We start from the raw sequence: 20,138 nt of genomic DNA on the forward strand, positions 1-20,138 counted from the left end.
GTACACATTAGTATTGAGTGTATTCGCACGCACTTAGGTTGTGGCGCTAGTTGACCGTCACGACCTCCCCATTTGTGGGTCAATCCATCCACTGCCCCTATAAACGTAAAAATTTATTTATATTACATATCGAGGTGCTTTAAATGACTAAATTCGGAAAATGTTTATACATCGCTTTTTTTGTAACACTATTTTTATTGACATCGGTTTGGGATTATTTCGAAAATAATAATTTGCCTTTACTAGAGAATTTTTTCTTTTCCTTTTGGGTAGCAAGTTTTTTATTCATTGCATTGCTACTTAGAAGTAAGAAAGAGGAAATGGAAAAAAGCGAAAAACCAGAGGCAGAATAGATTATTCTATTCTGCTTTTTTTCTTTGCCTTTATAACTGGAATAAAGAGCTATAGTACTGTCACTCTTTTTTCATTTCTTAAGGCCATGAACTAACCAACCTTAGTTATTAAATCATATAAATAGTAGTGTTAAGATAAAGCAGTTCCTTATGGACGCAATAATTATTATACGCTTCTCCTTCTTCAATTCACTTTATATTAAAAGGAGGAATCCACAGTTATACATCTAAATTTATTGTCATTCCTACTGTCATTATGCTGGCTAATAGTTTTCTTTATCACAATTAACTCTACTCAATTCACACTATTTTTTGAATCTTACTTTCACGTAGATCCCCTAATATTTTTATTAGTAGCAACAATAATTACTTTTTTTCTTGCCAATTATGGATTGAAGAATGTAAAAAATTTAACTGCTATCGTTAGAGGACTTCTCACAATTATTATAACTTTAATTCTATTGGTTATAATTTGTATAACATTGTTCATAAGGATTTTTTTAAATTGAAAAACCAGATGGCGAGTGTTTAATTAGTATTGGTCACTTTCTTTTTAGGAAGTGGCCTTTTTAATTTTAGGCTGATTTCTTAATGATTGTTGTTAATCGAACGAGGGGCCTATATTTAAAAGAGTATGTTATATTTTGGATTGCAAGAAAGGTCGAATGAAATAGTATAATTAAGCGTTATTTAACTTATTTCGTAAGAGGTGCTTAGTATGTTTAAAAAGAAAATATTGATTGGACATTCAGTAGATACTGCCCAGGCAATGATTGAACACAGAGAAAAAGGGAACGTTCCGCCAGAAGAGACCGTCCAGGCAATGATCGAACACTTAGAGACAAGTAACATTCCATTTGAAGATACTGTCCAGACAATTCTCGAATACTTAGAGAAAAGTAATGTCCCATTGGAAGTAGATATCGAAACCTTTTTAAAGCCGTCGTCTGAAGTATACGAGCTTTTTTATACGGTCAAGGTTCAAAAAAAATATGCAAAACAAGCGGAAGCCTTTGTTACGCAGTATGTGTCGCAAGAAGATCTGATACATCGGTATAAAGTGGCGAAAAAGAAAAGTAGAAAATTGCTTAGGAAAGAAAGAGCCCCTTATTTGCTTGCAGCCTTTATATATTTTAATGCAGTAGCGGCTTTCCAAACTAGTAAAGACTTAGGAGCGTACAACGTTTCGTTTATTGTTGGCGCCTTTTTATTGATGTGCGGCGTGTTTATGACGACAAAATATTACAAAGCGATGAAAAAAGAATCGGGTGATTTAAGAGAGAATAATAAGACGTTGATGATGATCGGTATTGGTATGATAGTTCAGCCGTTAATTCTTTTATATCTGCACTTCGACGTTTTAATCACATCTTTTAGATAGAGACCTTGTTCTAGTGTCTTAAATAAGGTTTTTTGGTCTGCATTCTTTATTTCCATAGCCACTTCATAAACATATCTCTACAATATCAAACGCTTCCTTGAACCCGCATTATATTCGACATTTATCAAATTCGTATAAGCAACAATCTATACGAAAACAGCCTAATTTTAAGAAAAAGCTCGAATTTCATTTCTTACATTTCCACGGTTGTAATGTTTTTAAATACAAGTACATACACTTGTTTTGGGATAGCAATCTGTTGCATGCATCGCCCCAAGTTGTTAATGCACTCTGCTATCCTTCATAGCTAAATAAACTGAAATTAGAACAAAATAATATATAGTGTAAACAATACGTAAGCTATAACGACCGCGTTATGGCTTTTTTGTTATTTACCACGATCTGAAGCTTATGATAGCATTCATTTTTTACTGCTTTTCTTTATTTTCATTTTGTTCTTTCTTTTGCTCTTTTTCTTCAGGTACTTCTAATTCTTTCTTTAGCTTTTCTTTTGCCAATGTACTTTCCTCCAATAACTATTAAATTGTCCGTTTTAGGGCGATTTATACTTTTATCGTTGGCTTAATTTCAAAACGGTTTACCCCTTAAATTCCAATTTGATTTTACGTCTTAATAAAACTAAAGATTGATTATTTCCAACGCAATTACATCTGTACGCTTTAATCTACGAAGATGGTTATTTGGTCGGCTTATCATTAACCCTTCATTAAGGTTCGTAGCAATTTTGAAAAAGAGGAATCTAGATAAATTAAACACAAAAAGACCAGGTACTCACTTTTTAGGAGCGTCTGATCTTATCCTCCTATACTGCTGAATGGACAGGCGATTTTGAATGCCCCTAAAAGACATCCATTCTCTATGGGCCGACATATAGGTACAGCTGCATCCCTATGTCTGAGCCGTTCTGAACTTATTTGGATATTGTCTCTTCACCCGCTTCTAGTAACTAATCAAGCAACTTTAAGATCAGTTCAAGTTCAGATCCATCAGAACTAGTTTCCTGAATATAAAACAAAATCATTAGATCCGCACGATTTGCATGATATTTTTAAAAATGTGATAAAAAAGACAGACCTTCCACCCACCCGCTTCACGTTACATCACTTATGGCATTTTTTAATTACGTTAAATAATTTTCAAATTTAATATTCGTGTTTTATTTCATCTGAAAAGTATACAGCCGATGGACAAATCGCACTTTTATAGCAATAACACGAATGTTTTTGGAATTTTAATATGAAAAAATTCGCTTTTATACTCTTTTTTGATATTTACAAAAAGTAGTCTCTAACTACATAACACCATAACCACTTCTTTCAAACACTGTTTCTCACGGATACTTGCTTTTTCAAAGTATCTTGGCAGCCTTTAAACAATACAATAATGCATACGTATATACATACAGATACATCAATAAGCAATTAAGTTAACTGCTACTTTCCATCAATTACATCAAAAATGAAAGCAAAAAATGTTGATAAGATTATTTTGAATGAAGTATTTGATGAAGAAACTAAATAAAATCTAGAAGAACTATTTAATAGCTCTTTTACTATAGGTTGTTGCTCCCTGATTTTAGATAAGTAGAATTTTAAATTGTCGGATAAAGCAGGTGGTTTCTTACAATGTGAAGAAGTGCTTATAAGGGAATATATTAATTCAACGATTATGGCGAAGAAATAGTATATAAGAGGTGAAGGTAAGGTGAAGTTAAAAACAATTTTGTTTTTATTTATTTGTACTATGTGGTTAGTGGCTTGTAACAGTAATGAAGAAAAATCAAAAACGATAGAAATTCAAGAATTAATTAATTTCGAAGAAGAAAAACCCGACACATTACAGTTAATATCCGATGCAAAGGATATTAAAATTATAGAGAAAACGTTTAAAAAGGCTAGAGAGTTTGGTGAAGTAGATAACAATGTAGTCCCGCAATATAAGATCAAACTAAACGATGATGAATACTATTTATGGATAGACAATACATTTACAGGGACAATAGCAAACGTAAATAGTAGAAATATGTTTTATAATATCTACACTACCGAAGAATTTAAAGAGGCCATTAATTATCAAGAACAAAAATAAATTACTTCTAAAAAACTTGATCAAGGCTATTTGGATATCAATATAGCAACAATCCATACGAAATAGCATTTCTCAAAGATTGTTGCTATTTTTGCAGTGCCTTTTCGAATCATTTTAGCGATAGATATCCGTTAACAAAGAGCGAGCATAAATATGATTGAACTTTTACGACCTTTTATGGTTGGCACCTTTCCTGCGGGGAGAAAAAAAGTGCTATTTATATTGGATCCACGCTGTATGAAAGCAGCTTTTCAATAAGGCTACTGAATGTTTCTTACTTACTAAAACATTACAATAACTACATTCCCTTGATTATATGTGATGTCGAAATAATCTAGTATTGGAAAGTCCCCGACTTTCATGGTAGACCATTGATTTTAGTAGTTTACTTATGTGTAGTTATACATTTTGAACAGTTACTTTCCTTGTAAATGCGCTAACAGTTATACTTACTAAAATATTAACACTCAGTGCAAGGAAACCAATGTTGATATCTTGTATATAGGATGGCCAGCTTGGAAACAGCTTACTTAAATGAGCACCTGTAGCTGCTTGCCAACCCACAATCGTAACACCTACGATAATCCCAGCAAAGACACCTTGTAAAGTTAATGGATTTTTCTTCAAAAGGCTACATACAACCCCTGGTACAAATTGAGTAACTAGTCCATACCCCATTAAGAATAATAACGTAATTGCTCCGCCACCACTAAAAGTGAAGTATAGTGCTACAAGTGCAATTACTGGAACGGAATAACGAGCAATGATACCAATTTGTTGATCGGTAGTTTGAGGTCGAATAGGTTTTACGACATTTTTCGCAAGCAATGTAGCTGCAGACATCAAAATCAATGAACCTGGTACAATGGCAGTTAATAACCCTGCTGCTCCAATAAAGCCAACGATAACGGGATTAAATGTTTGCGTGGAAATTTTAAATAAAGCTAAATCCACAGCGCCTCCTTCTAACCCTGGTACTTGTAAAATTGCTGCTGCTCCAACAAATAAGATAAATAATAAAAATAATGCATAGATAGGAAGCATAATCGCATTATTTCTTAAGGCATTTCCACTTTTCGCTGAAAAAGTAGCAACAAATGTATGCGGCCACATATAAAACCCTAAGGATGTTAACATGATCGTTGAAATATACCATGAGGCACTAAAACCTGAGTCTGGAAGTGTTAAAAACCCTGGTTTAACAGCTTCGATTGCTTCCCACATTGGTTGAATCCCACCATAATAATGTATAGGTAAGTAGATACCTAGGAATATCACAACACCAAGAATAAGAAAATCTTTTATTACAGCTGTCCAAGCCGAGCCATGAATTCCTGAAACCATAACATATGCAATCATTGCAATTGTGCCAATCCAAATTGTTATTTTCGGATCAATCGCTCCATAGGAAGCTTCGGAAACAATAATGCCAAGCCCTTTTAATTGAATGATTAAATAAGGAATTAATGCTACTAACCCTACAATGGCTACGAGTGTGCCGAGAATTCTACTGTTATATGCCTGTTCAAAAAAGTCAGATTGAGATAATAAATTATGTTTCTTTCCATAAGCCCATATTTTAGGTGTTAACCAGTAAGCAATTACATAGTTCAGCATCGCGATATTGTAAAATGCTACGCCACCTTTTCCATACATCCAACCACTTACTCCTAAAAATGCATTTGTAGTATAAATTTCTCCAGCCATTAATAAGAAAATGAAGATAGATCCAAATCCACGGCCTCCAACACTCCATTGTTCAAGGCTCATATCTTTACCTCTACTTGCCGCAATACCTAAAAATAAAGCATTCACTAAGAAGATGGCAATGATTCCAACTGAAATGATCATATTATTCCACCTCCTCTTTTGCATCAGGATTTATACGATGAACTAAAATCATTAAACCCGTTCCTAAAAAGATCCATAAAACCATCCAAAATAATAAAAATGGGAGACCCAAAATATATGGCTCGGTACTTTTAATAAAGGGAATTCCTAAAGGCATCCCAAAATATGCAATGAACGTGAGCAAATAACAGAGCTTTTTTCGTGTCATTATTCCTATCTCCTTTTTTATTCATTTATTAATTGTTGGAATCCATTATCAATAAATAGACTCTTTATATCTCTTTTATCAGGAGTAAATTCAAATTGGTTTTTGTAATTTAGAAAATCGATTGTATATTGTACTGTTGCCGCCACACCTAGTTTTAAAGCATCTTCATCTAAGTCAAAGAAACCATTATGGTGTTCAGCCCCTATCCCTTCTTCAAGGTTTTCTATTCCAATGAATGCAAACACACCTGGGAAGTACTTTTCATAAAACGCAAATGATTCTGATGCCATCCAAGCGGGAATTGAATGTAATGTATCTGTACCAATTGCCTTTTTCACTGCATCGATCGCAATCTGTGCACATTCTTTTTGATTGTAGACGATTAAGTCCGATTCTTTAGGCTCTATAATAAATTCATAGGTGCAATTATGCAGGTCACATACTTTTTCTAGAATTCTCTTAAATTCTTTTGCTGCATGGGCACCTTGATCAACATCTAAATACCTGACTGTTCCTGAAAACTGTAAACTTTCTGGAATAATATTTGCTGCGGAACCTGAAATAATCGTTCCAATTGAATAGGTAATGGTTTTAAAGGGATCTAAAGTATTTAACCGCATCGCTTTTAAATTGTTATAAAAATCGGTAAAGCAATCTAAAGGAGCAACTGATAAATCTGGTCTTGAACCATGTCCGCTTTTTCCTTTTATTAAGACATTGAAAACAAAAGAAGCGGCCATTCTTGGGCCCTGGTCAATAGATATTTTCCCAGTCGGAAGATCAGATTTTAAGTGGATTCCCCAAATTCCGTCTCCTCCGATTTCGTGTAATCGTTTACAGAGATTATAAATTCCTCCGCCCATTTCTTCCCCTTGTTCAAAAGCGAGAAGTACTCTTCCTTTAATTTTATCTTTGTTTTGAGTCAAGATTTTTGCTGCACCTAAAAGCATTGCTGTATGACCATCATGGCCACAAGTATGAGCAGCTTGATCAGTCTCAGAAAATACTACTTTTTTCTTTTTTAAGTTATTTTCCTCTTCTTTCATCGGCAATGCATCTAGATCTGCTCTAAGAATTAACGTTTTTCCTGGTTGATTCCCTTCGATATAACCAATAATCCCTCCATCAGAAACGATTTCGTAATCAACGCCCAATTTAATTAATTCGTCTGTCACCACTTTCATTGTCCGTACTTCATGTAATCCAATTTCAGGGTGTCTATGGAGATCTCTTCTTATCTCGATTACATAACCCTCTATTTCTTTTGCAGCTTTACATGCATCAAGCTCCAATTCGATCATTTTCATTATCTATACACCTCTTCCAAATGATTTTTAGTTTCGACATCTTGAAATTCTATTGCGATTCTTTCGAGTGCTTCTTGTATAAGGGATCTTGGCGAAGGGATACAAATTCTTTGGAAGTCTTCACCTTCTATTCCAAAGAAGTGGCCATCTTCAAGGATGACATTGGCTTTGTTATAAATACGATCATGAACTTCTTGAGCTGAAAGATCATACCCACTAAAATCCATCCACATTACATATGTACCTTCAGGGATCCTCACTTTGACTGTAGGCATTTTTTTAGCTAAGAAATTTTTCACATACACTATTGTTTCGTCAATATAATCTATTAGTTGCTCTAACCATTCTTCTCCTTCGTTGTAAACAGCTATAAGCGCTGCAATTGTAAACGGTGATGGTAACTGCGTCCCCATTGTGTCGCTAAATTTTTTTCTAATTTCGGGGTTTGAAATAATTACATTTGTACAGTGCAGACCAGCAACATTAAATGTTTTGTTAATGGCTGTACATGTGATGATATGGTTCGTACCCTTAGCAACTTTTGCGATTGGTAAAAATTTTTTGCTTTTTCTAATGAGATCCCCATGAATTTCATCAGCTATAATAATCACATTATTTTCCGCACAAATAGTTGAAAGCCTGTTTAGTTCCTCATATGTTAAAATCCTTCCAGTAGGGTTGTGAGGACTACAGAGAATGAACATTGTAGTATTTTCTTCTTTTGCTTTTGCTTCAAAATCCTCAAAATCAATTGTGTAATAACCTTCAGCGTCACATTTCAACGCATTATTTCGAACGACTCTTCCATTTTCTTCGATCGTAGTAGTAAATGGCGGATAAACAGGTCGTTGTATGATAATTCCATCACCAGGCTTAGTTAATGCTTTTACAGCTATATTCAAAGCATGGACAGTTCCAGGGCTATATACAATCTCTTCTCTTTTGATAGTCCAATCATGTCTCTTAATAAACCAATGCTGAATGGATTCATAGTACGCCTCTGGAAAAGTAGAATATCCAAAAATACGATGATCCACCGTTTTATGAAGAGCATCGATCAAGGGTTGCGGTACAGGCAAATCCATATCAGCTGTAAATAGTGGAATGGTCTCATAGTCATACCTTTCTGTATAACCCATTGTTTTAATGAAATCTTCGCCATCCCACTTTAAAGAATACGTATTTCGACGATTAACCACTTCATCAAAATTATATTTCAACTCTTCCCCTCCTCTTGATTGTGTTCAAATTTTCTATTTAATCTCAGTTTTAAAATCGTTTAGATTAAATTTTTCTCAGTTTAACACCTTAACTGTAAAATGGTCAATGATAGATTTCAGAATTTTTTAAAAATTATATAGATTCGAAACAGATGGTAAAATAAAATTATATTTGCCTCTAATTCTGGAGAGGAGGATACATTGTGGATAAAGAAGAGATTTTTTATGAACTAATGGAAACGATTTATGAGACGTCTAGGGTAATTAATTCATATGAAAGTATTCCGAGGAAATATGGAATAGATGATGAATTGTATATGATTGAGGTTCATACACTCAACGTAATTGGGGATCAAGTAAAAACTACTACTTCCGAAATTGCGGAAATTAAAAATTGTACTAAAAGTGCCGTTTCTCAAATGGTTGATAAATTAATTAAAAAGGATTTAGTCGTTAAATATAGAAACCCGGACAATTATCGAGAATTGAATATTGAATTAACACCAAAAGGCAAATTAGTTTATGACTATCATAAGAAGCTAGATCTAGAGGAGTATCGAAATTATCTGAAGAACCTCGAGCAGTTTACAGCTGAAGATTTCGAAAAGTATATTACACTCTTAAATGTTATCAATCGTAGGACAAAAAGCGTGCTTAATGACAAAAAATCAACGGTGTAATGATTTCCCTTCCACCTTATATTGGATATCACAAAAAAGAGTGTTTCAAAGTTGAACTTTGAAGACACTCTTTTTTGTGATACATGGAACAGTTCTATAGCCTCTTGGTCGATAAGCAAAGAAAAAACAAGAAGCCTTTTACTCGAAGGCTTCTTGTTTTTATCATATGGACGCAACATTTATTTAAGCTATAAAACAATCAATAGCTGCATAGATAGTAGGGCCACCAGTTCAAGCTGTGCAACTCGGTAGCACTACTCTTGATTAGGTTCCATATAGTATGGATTTACATGGATAAGGACTTCCCCGACATCGGGGTATTTTTTTAATATCGCATTTTTAATGTCACGAGCAATATCATGACCTTGTTTAATTGTTAAATCATGATTAAGGGATAGACGAATATCGAGAAGCTTATAGTGACCGTGTTCTCTTGCACGAATTTTGTCTATTCGTTGCACTTGATTAAATTCATGAATAGTAGCTTCATAATCGTCTAAAAGTTCCTGATCTACACTTTTTTCCATTAAAACGTCAACAGAAGGTTTAACTAATTCCATTGCGATTCTAAAAATAAAATAAGCTACTAAAGCACTGGCAATAGCGTCAGCGTATAACAAAAATGTCCATCCAATGGCATTTCCTATTATCGCTAAGAGGACACCAATAGATGCAGCAAGTGAAGCAACAATATCACCTTTATGATCTAACGCAATCGCTATAATCGCCTTACTATTCCACTTTTTCCCCTGTTTTATAGAGTATCTATATAGTATTTCTTTCGCTATGTAAGAAATAATAGCTGCAATCAATGCACTGTATTGTGGTACGCTAGGTTTATCAAAAAATGCTAAAATTGCTTCTACTAAAATATATAGTGAAACTAATATTAAAATAATTCCAACGATTGCTTCACTAATAACCTCCGCCTTACCATGCCCAAAGGGATGATCCTTATCAGGTGGTTTATTAGAAATACCAACCACCGCTAGCACAGCAATCGAAGCAACTACATCTGCTCCAGAGTGAATACCATCTGCAAAAACGGCCTCACTTCCCCCAAAAAGACCAAAGAAGATTTTACCTACCATAAGAATTACGTTGGATATAAGTGCAATCCATGCAACCTTTTTGCTAATTTGTTCTCTCTCACTAACCATTTATATCTCCTCCGAGTAAGAGTTTTATCCATAAAAAATGTGGGAAGAATTATTCTCAAATACTCTTTACTCTTCTTCCTCCAATTAATACTCAACTATGATATCAGACGAATATCGAGTGGGTCTACAGCAATCTTTTTCACCATTACTAAATAAAATTCGAGCGTAAAAATAAGTTGCCTTAGACCAAGATTAATCTTCACGAAAATAGACATTTTACCCCAGCTAGATGAACCTTTAAAGTCGTTCACCTTTTGCATCGGCTCCTATTCTTCTATCATAGTAACTATAGCTTTCGAACCGCTTTTATTTTCTGTTCCACTTTTCGAAATACCCAAGAAATCATCGTTAGTACAAAATAGAGTATGACAAAATTAAGAATTACACTATTTTCACTTTTGCTAGCTATATAAACGTATAGCCCGGATGCTTAGTTGAAGATTTGAGAAAACAGTCTTTCCCAAAGGTCATTGCGGCTAAAACTAAAAGGCAGATTTACTCTACAAAACGGGTAGAATAAATCTGCTTTTTTGTTTTAAACTTTGGTGAGTGGAGACATTCCTAAATTTACTATTTTTCTATTAGTTCTTCTTGCCATAAACGTTCTATATTTACTTCATTGTTTGTGTAATATAATACAAACACATCAGGATTACTAAGGCTGTTCCAGCAATCAAAATCAAAGCTGTTATCATAATGCATTAGCAGAAGAGACATTAAATTTCCATGAGTAACGATTATTGTGTTTTCAGCTTCACTTTTAAAAATTTCATCTACAACTGTTACTATTCGGCTCATAGCTTCTTTACTTGACTCTCCACCTTGAAATTTCAGCTCCAAATCATTGAATGTTGCTTTAAGTTTTTCAAACCAATCAGGTAAATCCGTAGTACTTAGTGTACGTTCTGATAAACGTTCATCAATCTCTATGTCTATGTTTGTTTCCTCACGAATCGGTGCTACTGACTGAATTGCACGTAAAAAAGGACTTGAAATAATTCGATCAATTTCTCTATTTGAGAAAAATTCAGATAAATAGTTTGCTTGTATCAATCCTTTTTCCGTAAGTTGTGACTCTGGTGGTTGCCCCTGTGCTTCACAATGTCTTACAATATATATCCTTTTTTTCATTACAAAGCCCTCCATTTATGTATAACTACTTTACTTCTATGATTAATTTAAAGCAGTGATGACAAATGAATTTGAATCAACGCATGCCAAGTTTAATGCTTTCCTTTAAATGGGGGTGGCTTAATAGTTCTTCAGGTATTAACCATAACACCGCTTCGAGATCATCGCTTCCCCCATTCATATTCACAACTTTTTCACCTGTAGTTGATCCATACCGCGCTTTATAATGTAATAGCTATTCTACTTCTAAAACAAAGGCATAGAAAGCGTCTCCATTAGATACATTCGCCTGCTTTTCATCCATCCACCAAACGCCATAAGAATAATAATATACGCCACGTTGTGTAGGTGCAGTAAAACGATTGTCTTTGACCACGACATCTGTTTCCTTGTTACCACTTATTTGCGCAACATGAAATTCATTCGGTTTTATTTCATAGTCCATTACAAGCGTTATAGTTTCACCTGATTGAACTTTTATAGGCTTTTGGCCTTCTAAAAGTTCAATTGGCCCAGCAGTATCAACACATCCATTTTGCCAACAATAAGTACCGAGTGTAGTTTCAAATTTTTTATTTTCAATCTCTATAAAGGCTTTAGGAGGCTTTTCTCCCGACAATCCATTTGAACATCCCGTTATAAAAGTAAGTCCTAAAAGAGCTACTACATATAAAAAATATTTCTTCATGCACATCCCTCCTTACCATTCGACGAACTCGTTTAAACTACGTTACAAAACATTTTCCGTATTATGTAATAAAGGTAAAATTTCTTCTACAACACTTGCTACATTCTTTGTGGGTGTTCTTTCTAATTGTGAACATAGAAACGGCTGAGTTCTTGTATAACAAGAGTCTCAGCCGTTTGTTTATCCAGGATGGATGATCGTATTTTTAATACTTAGTTTGACAATTCACCCGCTTCAAGTCCTAGTTTAGATTGAATCATGATAGGTACCTAATTAATAGTACCTGTTGGGTGTAATGTAGTTCCTCCAATTGAAACTTTTATTTCTTTAGATAATGGAACATTGTATTCATCAATAATTGTTCTCCACCAATCCCATGCGAGACCTGTACATTCTCTCGCATAAATTCTTATATTTTTCGAATTAGGCGGAAGTGGTATTACAGTAGAGAAATGAGCTGTTTTGTCTTTCCAGTTTCCATTCCAAGTTTTATGAGATAGCACTTCTTTACCATTTTCATCATATGAAAATTCATCCCATGCAACTTCAAATTGAGCGACATATGCCCCATAATGATCAAGGATGATGCTGCCTTTAGAGTATTCTGTAGATGTCGTCTCGACATAATCTGTATTATTATGGACAGCAGCAATTGAATTGTCCTTTAAGAAAACACTTGTATAGGATATTGGGTATGCTGGATTTTTAAGACTAAATTCTGCATTATCTTTAATTATTTTTCTAATATCATTAAAGTCTTTTGAGACAACTTGATTATGCTGTTGTGAATCTCCACCTAATACTACAGCAGTAAAAGAACTTTCTTCAAAAATATCTTTATACTGTCCACTAGTTTCTACATTCGTATTCACATTATTTAGTAAGGCTTTAAATGCAGCTTGTACATCTTTGCTCTTAGAGCTTGTTTCTAATTTTACATAAATTGTTCTGCCATAAGCTACATTTGACACCATAACGGGAGGAGCGTCATTACTTACCCCTTTACGTGTTAACTCTTCAAAAGACACACTGTCATCAAAAAGGTCTGATGGATTGTTAGGTAGTTCTGCACTTACGGTATAAAATATTTGTTTATATGCCGCAACCATCACTTTTTTCTCTCCATTAGCGATGGCATTAAAGTCAATTCCTAGTGAATTATCAAGAACTTTGGCGTTCACATTTAGCGTACTTGCTATTTGTGATTTGCTATAAACCATAGACTCTGAATATTGTAGTCTAGCGGGTAAAGTATGGGTTGTTGAATATTTTTCACTCCAAGTAGATACTAGCTCATCTACTGCACCAGAAACATTACCATATGTAGGATTATCCACGGTCGTAGTATTTTCTCTTTTCATGCCAGGTAAATCTATGCTAATATTTAGCGGTTTTCTTTTCGCCACTAATAAACTAGGTTGATTGTCTACAAAAGCTTGATTTGCAAGTTGTAATGCACCTGGATAAGTACGATTCGCCATAGAATCGATAATTGAAATATCCACTGGTGAGGTTGTAAGTGATTTTTTATTTCGTTCCACCACTATAAATTTATCATTTGAGTTAATACCTTCTCTTGGAACGAAACTATCAATCTTCTCTCCTTTCGCTGCTAAAACCTCGTTGTTATTGTAGTTCAAGTTTGCTATACCCGTGTCAATGTCATTCGAATTGCTTTTTTCACTAGGTTGAGTATCAAGTGTTTCAGCAAAGGTAATAACCGGATAACTTATCATGCATAATATAACAGATAAGCTGACTAGAAATTTTATTACGTTAAAATGATTTCGATTTCCCAAAATTACCACTCCTTTCTTAGGGATATTATACCACAAAACCATTTTGTTAAAATATAGTAAATTGGTCTTATGTTAGCATTTTTATTAATTTTCAATAGAAAAAGCCCTCTACAAATCATCATTTTGTAAAGGGCTTCAAACCGTAAGACATTTCGTTCCATTAATTATTTAGTACTATTCCACTTTAACTTGCCCCATCATACCATTTTCTTCATGCTCAAGAATATGACAGTGGAACATGTAAATGCCTTTGTTATTAAATTTCACAGCTAATCTTACTGTTTCTCCAGCATCTATTGCGACAGTATCTTTCCAACCATATTCGTTTGTCGGAGGTTCTTTCCCATCAATGGAAAGAATTTTAAATTGAGTACCATGTATATGGAATGGATGTGTCATGCCACCCATCATATCTGGTTTATTATAAATTTCCCATATCTCAGTCTCTCCTTGTTTTTGCGTAAAGTCGATTCGATTCATATCAAATTGTTTATTATTAATAGTGACCATCTTCCCCATTCCGAAAAGTTCCAGCTTTTTAGAAACAGGCAATTTTCTTTCTTCATCGGTTACTACATAATTATTTAAGTTTTTTGGAGAATTACTAGAGTTTGCTGATTTTTTATCGACGATATTAAATAACAGTAATTTAGTGTCTTCTTCATTCATTAAAGCTATATCCGTTGACTCATTGTATGTTGAAAAATCAACAATAATTTCTGCACGTTCGCCTGGCGTTAATGATAGTTCATTCATCGAAATTGGTTTATTTACAAAACCACCATCAGTAGCTATTTGTTGAAATGAATCTCCAGTATTTAATTTAAATGTATAGTTACGAGCATTTGAACCGTTTAATAAACGTAAACGGACCTTTTCTTTGCCAACTGTTAGCTTAGGATTAACTGTGCCATTTATTAACAAAGTACCACCTATAGTACCATCCTCATTCATTGCAGCTTTAAAGTTTAATTGTTTATTATCGTCAAATTTTCTATCTTGAAATACTAAAGGGAAATCATTCACCCCATATTCACTCGGTAAATCTAGCTTTTTAGAATGTTCATCTTCCACGTATATTAATCCTGCTAACCCTTTATATACTTGTTCTGCAGTCGCTCCTACAGGATGAGGATGAAACCATAATGTGGATGCTCCTTGTTTTACTGTAAACTTCACATTTTTCGTATCTCCAGGTTGTAATAGATGATGTGGACCTCCGTCTGCTTCTCCTGGTATATCTACACCATGCCAATGAAATGTCGTTGGCTCTGATAGTTGATTGTTTGTTTTAAACGTTACTTTTTGGCCTTCATTCACTTTAATGACAGGACCTAAATACGAGCCATTATAGCCATATGTTTCGGTGTTAATGCCTTTGAAAATTTCACTTATTCCTTCTTGTGCAGTAATGGTAAAAATGCCATCTTTAGCTTCTAGTAAAGGTGGAAGAGCTAGTTCATTTTCTCCAGTCGAATGATTTAATGCTAATGGATTCGTGTGGCTTTCGTGTCCATTCATTGCTTCCATATCTTTTCCCGACATATTGGAATGATCCATCCCCTCCATATTCGACATTTCTTCTTTTGTCATCTTAGAATGGTCCATCGTTTCATCTGATTTTGAACTACTAGCACTACATCCTCCAATGATCACACTACTCACTAATAGAGAAGTAATCAAAAATTTAGGTTTCATGATGTTTCCTCCTTGCATTTCAATACAAACTAACTGTAGCAAATAAATATGAAGAAATTATGGAGTTACAAGATCATACTTAAAAAACATCATGATAGCCCTTCGGACAATAAAAAAAGATATCCATGTCAAAATTGACTAATGGACATCTAAAAAACATTATTTTATAGATACATTGCGCTTCTTTACCCCCATTTATATCCGATTCCCCAAACGGTATTAATAAAATTATCACTTGGAAAACCAGCATTCACTAATTTTTCTCTTAAATTTCGAATATGAGAGTCTATTGTTCGTGTATCGATATCAGCATCATATTCCCATGCAGAACGTAATAATTCTTCTCTAGTATACGTTTTAGATGGTCGAGAAATTAAAGTTTTTATAATATTAAATTCTTTTAATGTCAGCTGAACAGTTAAATCTTGATAGTGTAAGGAGTATGTTTCTTTATCCAATGTGAAATCTTTGTAACGAATAATTTTATTCTCATCACGATAAGTTCGACGTAGTATCGCATTTACTCTTGCAACCAACTCTCGTTCGTCAAAAGGCTTCGAAATATAATCATCCGCTCCTGTATTTAGACCCTTTGCTAAATCTACTTTATCGGATCGTGCCGTTAGCATAATAATTGGAACATTTGAGAATTCGCGGATCGCTTCACAAACTTCCCATCCATTCATTTCGGGCATCATAACATCTAAGATGATAAGAGCTATGCCTTCTTTCTTTGCGAGCTCAATTGCGTTAATGCCACTTGTTTCCTTTATGCAATTAAAACCATATGGCAATAGAAATAATTCTACTAAATCCAACATTCTTAGTTCATCATCAACTAATAAAATTGTTTTCATTTATATTCCTATCCCCTTCTATATTGTGATTGTAAATGTACTGCCTTTGCCTAAATTGCTTTTCACTTTAATTGTACCTCCATGGGCCTCGACTAGTTCTTTAACTACAGCAAGTCCTATTCCTGAACCCCCAAAAGTTCGCGAACGTGATTTTTCCACTCTGTATAATTTTTCGAAAATCAATTCCAGTTCGTCTGAAGGAATACCGATCCCTTCATCAATTACGTTTATTACTGTTCTTTCTTCTTGTTTCATTGCTTCTATTATTACTCTCGTGTTTTTATCTGAATACTTCATAGCATTATCTAATAAATTTAGCATGATTTGCTCCAGTCGTATGGAATCTGCGTATATGTCAAAATCCTCTTCGCAAACAAGAATTAACTTTATGTTATCCATGTCAAAAGAAGGAGCAACTCGTTTACATATATGATCTAAAAATAGATGTGCAGAAAAATATTCCTTTAACACACTAAACGTGTTTTGATCCATTTTTGCTAATTCTAATAAGTTTTTCACAAGTTCTTTCATTCGATTTGACTCTTCTGTAATAATTTCAAGATAGTGATTTCGATCATTTTCGTTCAAATTTTCTCTCATCGCTACTTTTGAATACCCAATTAAATAGGTTAAGGGTGTGCTTAATTCGTGCGCTATTGATGCTAGAAATTCATTTCTTTCTTTTTGTAACCTTTCTAAATCATCGGCTAACTTCTGAATCGATTTTGCTAACTCACCAAGTTCGTCTTTTCCTATATCAGCTAGACTTACATTAAAGTCACCATGACTTAATTTTTCAGTAGCTGCTTTCATACGGATTAATGGTCTCGTTAGAACTTTCGATAATAATGCGTATATAGCAAGAAGAACAACAATGCTAGTAATACCAGATATGAAAAAGTGTTTATTCAAATTATGAACCATTTCTTTGATAGCACTTGTACTTTGAAACATGACCACATAACCAGATTGGTTGTTATTTATTTTATAAGGGTGCGCGCTGACTATATATGGGGAGTTTCGCCAGTCTGCTACTAGTATTTGATCCTTTTTTTTACTTAGATTTTTTACTAAAGGCATGTATTCTTCTATAATTGTGTTATTTAAAGTGGAACGACCAATAATACGCCCATTTTTATCTGTGATCATGACTTCTCGATCTTTATTCTTTTCCATTAACACGATATGCTTTATAGTCATATCTGAATAATTCTCGAGTAATACATCTCTATGATTTTCTCCATTTGCTAATAAACTGACTAGTTCTTCTTCAACTTTCGACTTAATAATATTTCGATGTAGGTAAAACATAAGAAATAATTCCATAATTAGCACGACAACAAAAAAACTAGCTGCTAATTTAGTAGAGATTTTATTCACCTTATTGCATGCTCCTCCTTATCTCGCGTTATATATCGTCTAAAATCCTGTAAATCCTCCTAAAAACGGTGTTAAAAATGCGATCACTTTAGTCATCATATCAAAATATAACATGATTCCCATAATAACCATTAACACACCACCTATTTTCATAAAGAGAGAACTTCGTTTTTGAAACATTTTCATTTTCCCAATAAATAGAGACATAACTAAAAATGGAATAGAGAAACCAAGTACATAAAATAGCATATATAACATTCCTCTACTAGGATCGGATATGCCTAATGCAATCACTCCGGCAAGAATTGGACCAGTACACGGAGTCCATCCAGCAGCAAAGCCCACACCGATAAGAATAGAACCAAAATATCCTTTAGGTCTTTTCGAAAACTGTATTCTCTTATCTGAAAGTAAAAAATCGAACTTCAAAACACCTAAAATGATCAAACCAAATATTACGATAATAATAGCGCCAATTTGTCTCAGCAAATCTTTATGCATAATAAAAAGAGTGCCTATAAAAGATGTAGAGAGTCCTAATGCCAAAAAAATTATAGAGAAACCAAATAAAAATAAAAGTGTATGTATCAAAGCTTTCCTATGAAATACGCCTTTGTCATCCTTTAGTTCATTAAAGGACATCCCCGTAACATACGACAGAAATGCTGGGTAAAGTGGTAATGAACAAGGGGAAATAAACGATAATAACCCTGCTGCAAAGGAAAGAAACAAATTCAATTCTCCTGCCAAAGCCATTCACCAATCCTTCCTTATTTAATTAAACACATCAATTATTTAGTATAAATAAAAAATATGAAAAATTTATGGAGAATGTCCAATTGTCTTTATGAAAATACAATGGGGATGAAAGTTGCTTTTTCCCCCTTTGTGAACTAGCTCGTAAAGAAAGTCTTCGTATATAAGTATAAAAATCTAGCTATTAAACGAGGCGATAAACTAAAAAGGACAACAGTGCCATAAAGCACTAGATTGGATTATATGTGGAAAAGCAATGAATCACTTAACGTTTTTATGTTGGATGGAACCGCTAAATTAACCCTTTAAACCCTCTATAACCATTTATTTAAAATATTTTTAGTAAAATTGCCCATGATTATTGCAGAAGTTTTACACATTTAAAAATAAGGTTTCAATTTTGCTGTTTAACGGTAATCGGTAATATGATTGAAAAATAACTCATGGCTGTTTCATGCTATTCTTACTTTATTAAAAACTGAAAGCTTTTTGAAAGGAGTAAGTTTACATGAAGAAAAAATGGTTACTTCCCATTTTTGCATCGTTTATGTTTTTCACAGGCATGGGTGTTCATGATGCGAAAGCAGCAACAGTAGAAGATTTAACGAATACAGCAAAATCATATATAGGTGTACCTTATCAATATGGAGGAACGGATATTAAGACAGGTGTAGATTGCTCAGCATATACACAAATCGTTTATTCTAAGTTAGGTATTTCACTACAACGTACATCGAGTTCTCAATATCAGCAAGGTACTTCGATTGCGAAAGCTCAGTTAAAGTCTGGAGATCTTGTATTCTTTAATACTTCGGGAAGCGGCGTTTCCCATGTTGGCATATACATAGGTGACAGCAATTTTATTTCAGCTACTACAAGTTCTGGAGTAAAAATCGACAAACTTAATGATCCTTATTACTGGGGATCTCGTTACGTAGGGGCAAAACGCGTAGCAAACTTCTCTGAAGGAGAAGTAAAAGATGCAGAAATCGACTTTAGCGTTTATGCATCACGTGGAGAGGTAGCTCTTAAACTAGCTAAGCAGTTAAAGTTAGATACTAGTAACACTAATTCAAGTTTTCCAGATATAACACCATCGTCTAAATATGCGGGTGCTGCAGAAGCACTTAGAAAAATCGGCGTTTTTACGGGTGATCAAAACGGAAAATTCAATCCAGGTTCTCCGATGACACGTGGTCAATTATCAAAAGTTTTAGTGGAAGCATTCCGTTTAAAACAACAAGGAACAGCAGTACAATTCGTTGATGTTCCAAGTTCGCATTGGGCTTACAGTTATGTATCTATTCTTGCTTCTAATAAAATTACGGTTGGTAAAGGTGACAATACTTTCGGAGTAAATGACAATGTCACACTAGTACAATTAGACGCCTTTATCCAACGAGCAGCTCAATAACTTTATGAAAAGGTGTTTCATCCATGGATGAGATGCCTTTTTTCGTTCTTTTACTTTGAGGCAATACCATTTCATATGCCCTCCCTCCATTAAAAAAGCCAGTACTAATTTGTACTGACTTAAAAACTATTCTTCTTGGTACCAGT

At 34.1% G+C, this 20,138-nt stretch carries 18 protein-coding genes; 5 read left to right on the forward strand and 13 right to left on the reverse strand.

All coding sequences use genetic code 11. The features are described from left to right. Window positions 1–143: 143 nt before the first annotated feature. The 3 genes from ACQKN4_RS11205 to ACQKN4_RS11215 all read left to right on the forward strand — a co-directional run bounded on the left by ACQKN4_RS11205 (window position 144) and on the right by ACQKN4_RS11215 (window position 3,843). Entirely contained in the window at window positions 144–353 is a 210-nt protein-coding gene (locus tag ACQKN4_RS11205; protein WP_079562581.1) for an RNA polymerase subunit sigma, read from the forward strand. 718 nt (window positions 354–1,071) lie between these two features. Continuing rightward, a complete protein-coding gene (locus tag ACQKN4_RS11210; RefSeq protein ID WP_427483684.1) occupies window positions 1,072–1,734 on the forward strand; it encodes a hypothetical protein in 663 nt (220 codons plus the stop codon). 1,725 nt (window positions 1,735–3,459) lie between these two features. Next, a complete protein-coding gene (locus tag ACQKN4_RS11215; RefSeq protein WP_079562579.1) occupies window positions 3,460–3,843 on the forward strand; it encodes a hypothetical protein in 384 nt (127 codons plus the stop codon). Window positions 3,844–4,242: 399 nt separating this feature from the next. Here ACQKN4_RS11215 and ACQKN4_RS11220 read toward each other — a convergent pair whose 3' ends face one another. The 4 genes from ACQKN4_RS11220 to ACQKN4_RS11235 are packed head-to-tail and all read right to left on the reverse strand — an operon-like array spanning window position 4,243 to window position 8,429. Next, entirely contained in the window at window positions 4,243–5,694 is a 1,452-nt protein-coding gene (locus ACQKN4_RS11220; RefSeq protein WP_427483685.1) for a sodium:solute symporter family protein, read from the reverse strand. A 1-nt stretch (window position 5,695) separates the two neighbouring features. Continuing rightward, on the reverse strand, window positions 5,696–5,902 hold the full coding sequence (locus ACQKN4_RS11225) for a DUF3311 domain-containing protein (RefSeq protein WP_079562577.1): 207 nt from the start codon (window positions 5,900–5,902) through the stop codon (window positions 5,696–5,698). A gap of 17 nt (window positions 5,903–5,919) precedes the next feature. After that, window positions 5,920–7,194, reverse strand: a complete 1,275-nt coding sequence (locus ACQKN4_RS11230) for an amidohydrolase (RefSeq protein ID WP_427483686.1) — start codon at window positions 7,192–7,194, stop codon at window positions 5,920–5,922. A 14-nt stretch (window positions 7,195–7,208) separates the two neighbouring features. Further along, window positions 7,209–8,429: a MalY/PatB family protein gene (locus tag ACQKN4_RS11235; RefSeq protein ID WP_079562575.1), complete on the reverse strand. Its 1,221-nt coding sequence runs from the start codon at window positions 8,427–8,429 to the stop codon at window positions 7,209–7,211. 203 nt (window positions 8,430–8,632) lie between these two features. Here ACQKN4_RS11235 and ACQKN4_RS11240 point away from each other — a divergent pair, with 203 nt between their 5' ends. Continuing rightward, entirely contained in the window at window positions 8,633–9,109 is a 477-nt protein-coding gene (locus tag ACQKN4_RS11240) for a MarR family winged helix-turn-helix transcriptional regulator (RefSeq protein ID WP_427483687.1), read from the forward strand. A 254-nt stretch (window positions 9,110–9,363) separates the two neighbouring features. Here ACQKN4_RS11240 and ACQKN4_RS11245 read toward each other — a convergent pair whose 3' ends face one another. From ACQKN4_RS11245 to ACQKN4_RS11285, 9 genes are all read right to left on the reverse strand, one after another. Next, on the reverse strand, window positions 9,364–10,269 hold the full coding sequence (locus ACQKN4_RS11245; RefSeq protein WP_079562573.1) for a cation diffusion facilitator family transporter: 906 nt from the start codon (window positions 10,267–10,269) through the stop codon (window positions 9,364–9,366). A gap of 95 nt (window positions 10,270–10,364) precedes the next feature. Beyond that, on the reverse strand, window positions 10,365–10,520 hold the full coding sequence (locus tag ACQKN4_RS11250; protein WP_427483688.1) for a hypothetical protein: 156 nt from the start codon (window positions 10,518–10,520) through the stop codon (window positions 10,365–10,367). A 319-nt stretch (window positions 10,521–10,839) separates the two neighbouring features. Beyond that, on the reverse strand, window positions 10,840–11,400 hold the full coding sequence (locus ACQKN4_RS11255; RefSeq protein WP_427483689.1) for a histidine phosphatase family protein: 561 nt from the start codon (window positions 11,398–11,400) through the stop codon (window positions 10,840–10,842). 235 nt (window positions 11,401–11,635) lie between these two features. Continuing rightward, entirely contained in the window at window positions 11,636–12,088 is a 453-nt protein-coding gene (locus ACQKN4_RS11260) for a hypothetical protein (protein WP_427483690.1), read from the reverse strand. A 269-nt stretch (window positions 12,089–12,357) separates the two neighbouring features. Then, window positions 12,358–13,824, reverse strand: coding sequence for a thiol-activated cytolysin family protein (locus ACQKN4_RS11265; protein ID WP_240518324.1), 1,467 nt, complete (start codon window positions 13,822–13,824; stop codon window positions 12,358–12,360). Window positions 13,825–14,061: 237 nt separating this feature from the next. After that, window positions 14,062–15,585, reverse strand: a complete 1,524-nt coding sequence (locus ACQKN4_RS11270) for a multicopper oxidase family protein (RefSeq protein ID WP_427483691.1) — start codon at window positions 15,583–15,585, stop codon at window positions 14,062–14,064. Between the two features lie 185 nt (window positions 15,586–15,770). After that, a complete protein-coding gene (locus tag ACQKN4_RS11275) occupies window positions 15,771–16,442 on the reverse strand; it encodes a response regulator transcription factor (RefSeq protein ID WP_427483692.1) in 672 nt (223 codons plus the stop codon). Between the two features lie 18 nt (window positions 16,443–16,460). Beyond that, window positions 16,461–17,822 carry a HAMP domain-containing sensor histidine kinase gene (locus ACQKN4_RS11280; protein WP_427483693.1) on the reverse strand — a complete coding sequence of 454 codons (1,362 nt, stop codon included), beginning with the start codon at window positions 17,820–17,822 and terminating at the stop codon, window positions 16,461–16,463. A gap of 39 nt (window positions 17,823–17,861) precedes the next feature. Continuing rightward, window positions 17,862–18,578, reverse strand: a complete 717-nt coding sequence (locus tag ACQKN4_RS11285) for a cytochrome c biogenesis CcdA family protein (RefSeq protein WP_427483694.1) — start codon at window positions 18,576–18,578, stop codon at window positions 17,862–17,864. Window positions 18,579–19,086: 508 nt separating this feature from the next. Here ACQKN4_RS11285 and ACQKN4_RS11290 point away from each other — a divergent pair. Next, window positions 19,087–19,992, forward strand: coding sequence for a C40 family peptidase (locus ACQKN4_RS11290; protein WP_079562566.1), 906 nt, complete (start codon window positions 19,087–19,089; stop codon window positions 19,990–19,992). The last annotated feature ends 146 nt before the right edge of the window (window positions 19,993–20,138 follow it).

It is taken from the genome of Lysinibacillus sp. NPDC093692 (assembly GCF_050280125.1).
In the GTDB taxonomy this organism is placed as follows: domain Bacteria; phylum Bacillota; class Bacilli; order Bacillales_A; family Planococcaceae; genus Lysinibacillus.

What these genes read in the sequence shown, in the direction of transcription:
- ACQKN4_RS11205 (WP_079562581.1), top strand. Translation starts at nt 144, where the DNA reads ATGACTAAATTCGGAAAATGTTTATACATCGCTTTTTTTGTAACACTA.
- ACQKN4_RS11210 (WP_427483684.1), top strand. Translation starts at nt 1,072, where the DNA reads ATGTTTAAAAAGAAAATATTGATTGGACATTCAGTAGATACTGCCCAG.
- ACQKN4_RS11220 (WP_427483685.1), bottom strand. Translation starts at nt 5,694, where the DNA reads ATGATCATTTCAGTTGGAATCATTGCCATCTTCTTAGTGAATGCTTTA.
- ACQKN4_RS11225 (WP_079562577.1), bottom strand. Translation starts at nt 5,902, where the DNA reads ATGACACGAAAAAAGCTCTGTTATTTGCTCACGTTCATTGCATATTTT.
- ACQKN4_RS11245 (WP_079562573.1), bottom strand. Translation starts at nt 10,269, where the DNA reads ATGGTTAGTGAGAGAGAACAAATTAGCAAAAAGGTTGCATGGATTGCA.
- ACQKN4_RS11255 (WP_427483689.1), bottom strand. Translation starts at nt 11,400, where the DNA reads ATGAAAAAAAGGATATATATTGTAAGACATTGTGAAGCACAGGGGCAA.
- ACQKN4_RS11260 (WP_427483690.1), bottom strand. Translation starts at nt 12,088, where the DNA reads ATGAAGAAATATTTTTTATATGTAGTAGCTCTTTTAGGACTTACTTTT.
- ACQKN4_RS11265 (WP_240518324.1), bottom strand. Translation starts at nt 13,824, where the DNA reads ATGATAAGTTATCCGGTTATTACCTTTGCTGAAACACTTGATACTCAA.
- ACQKN4_RS11270 (WP_427483691.1), bottom strand. Translation starts at nt 15,585, where the DNA reads ATGAAACCTAAATTTTTGATTACTTCTCTATTAGTGAGTAGTGTGATC.
- ACQKN4_RS11275 (WP_427483692.1), bottom strand. Translation starts at nt 16,442, where the DNA reads ATGAAAACAATTTTATTAGTTGATGATGAACTAAGAATGTTGGATTTA.
- ACQKN4_RS11285 (WP_427483694.1), bottom strand. Translation starts at nt 18,578, where the DNA reads ATGGCTTTGGCAGGAGAATTGAATTTGTTTCTTTCCTTTGCAGCAGGG.
- ACQKN4_RS11290 (WP_079562566.1), top strand. Translation starts at nt 19,087, where the DNA reads ATGAAGAAAAAATGGTTACTTCCCATTTTTGCATCGTTTATGTTTTTC.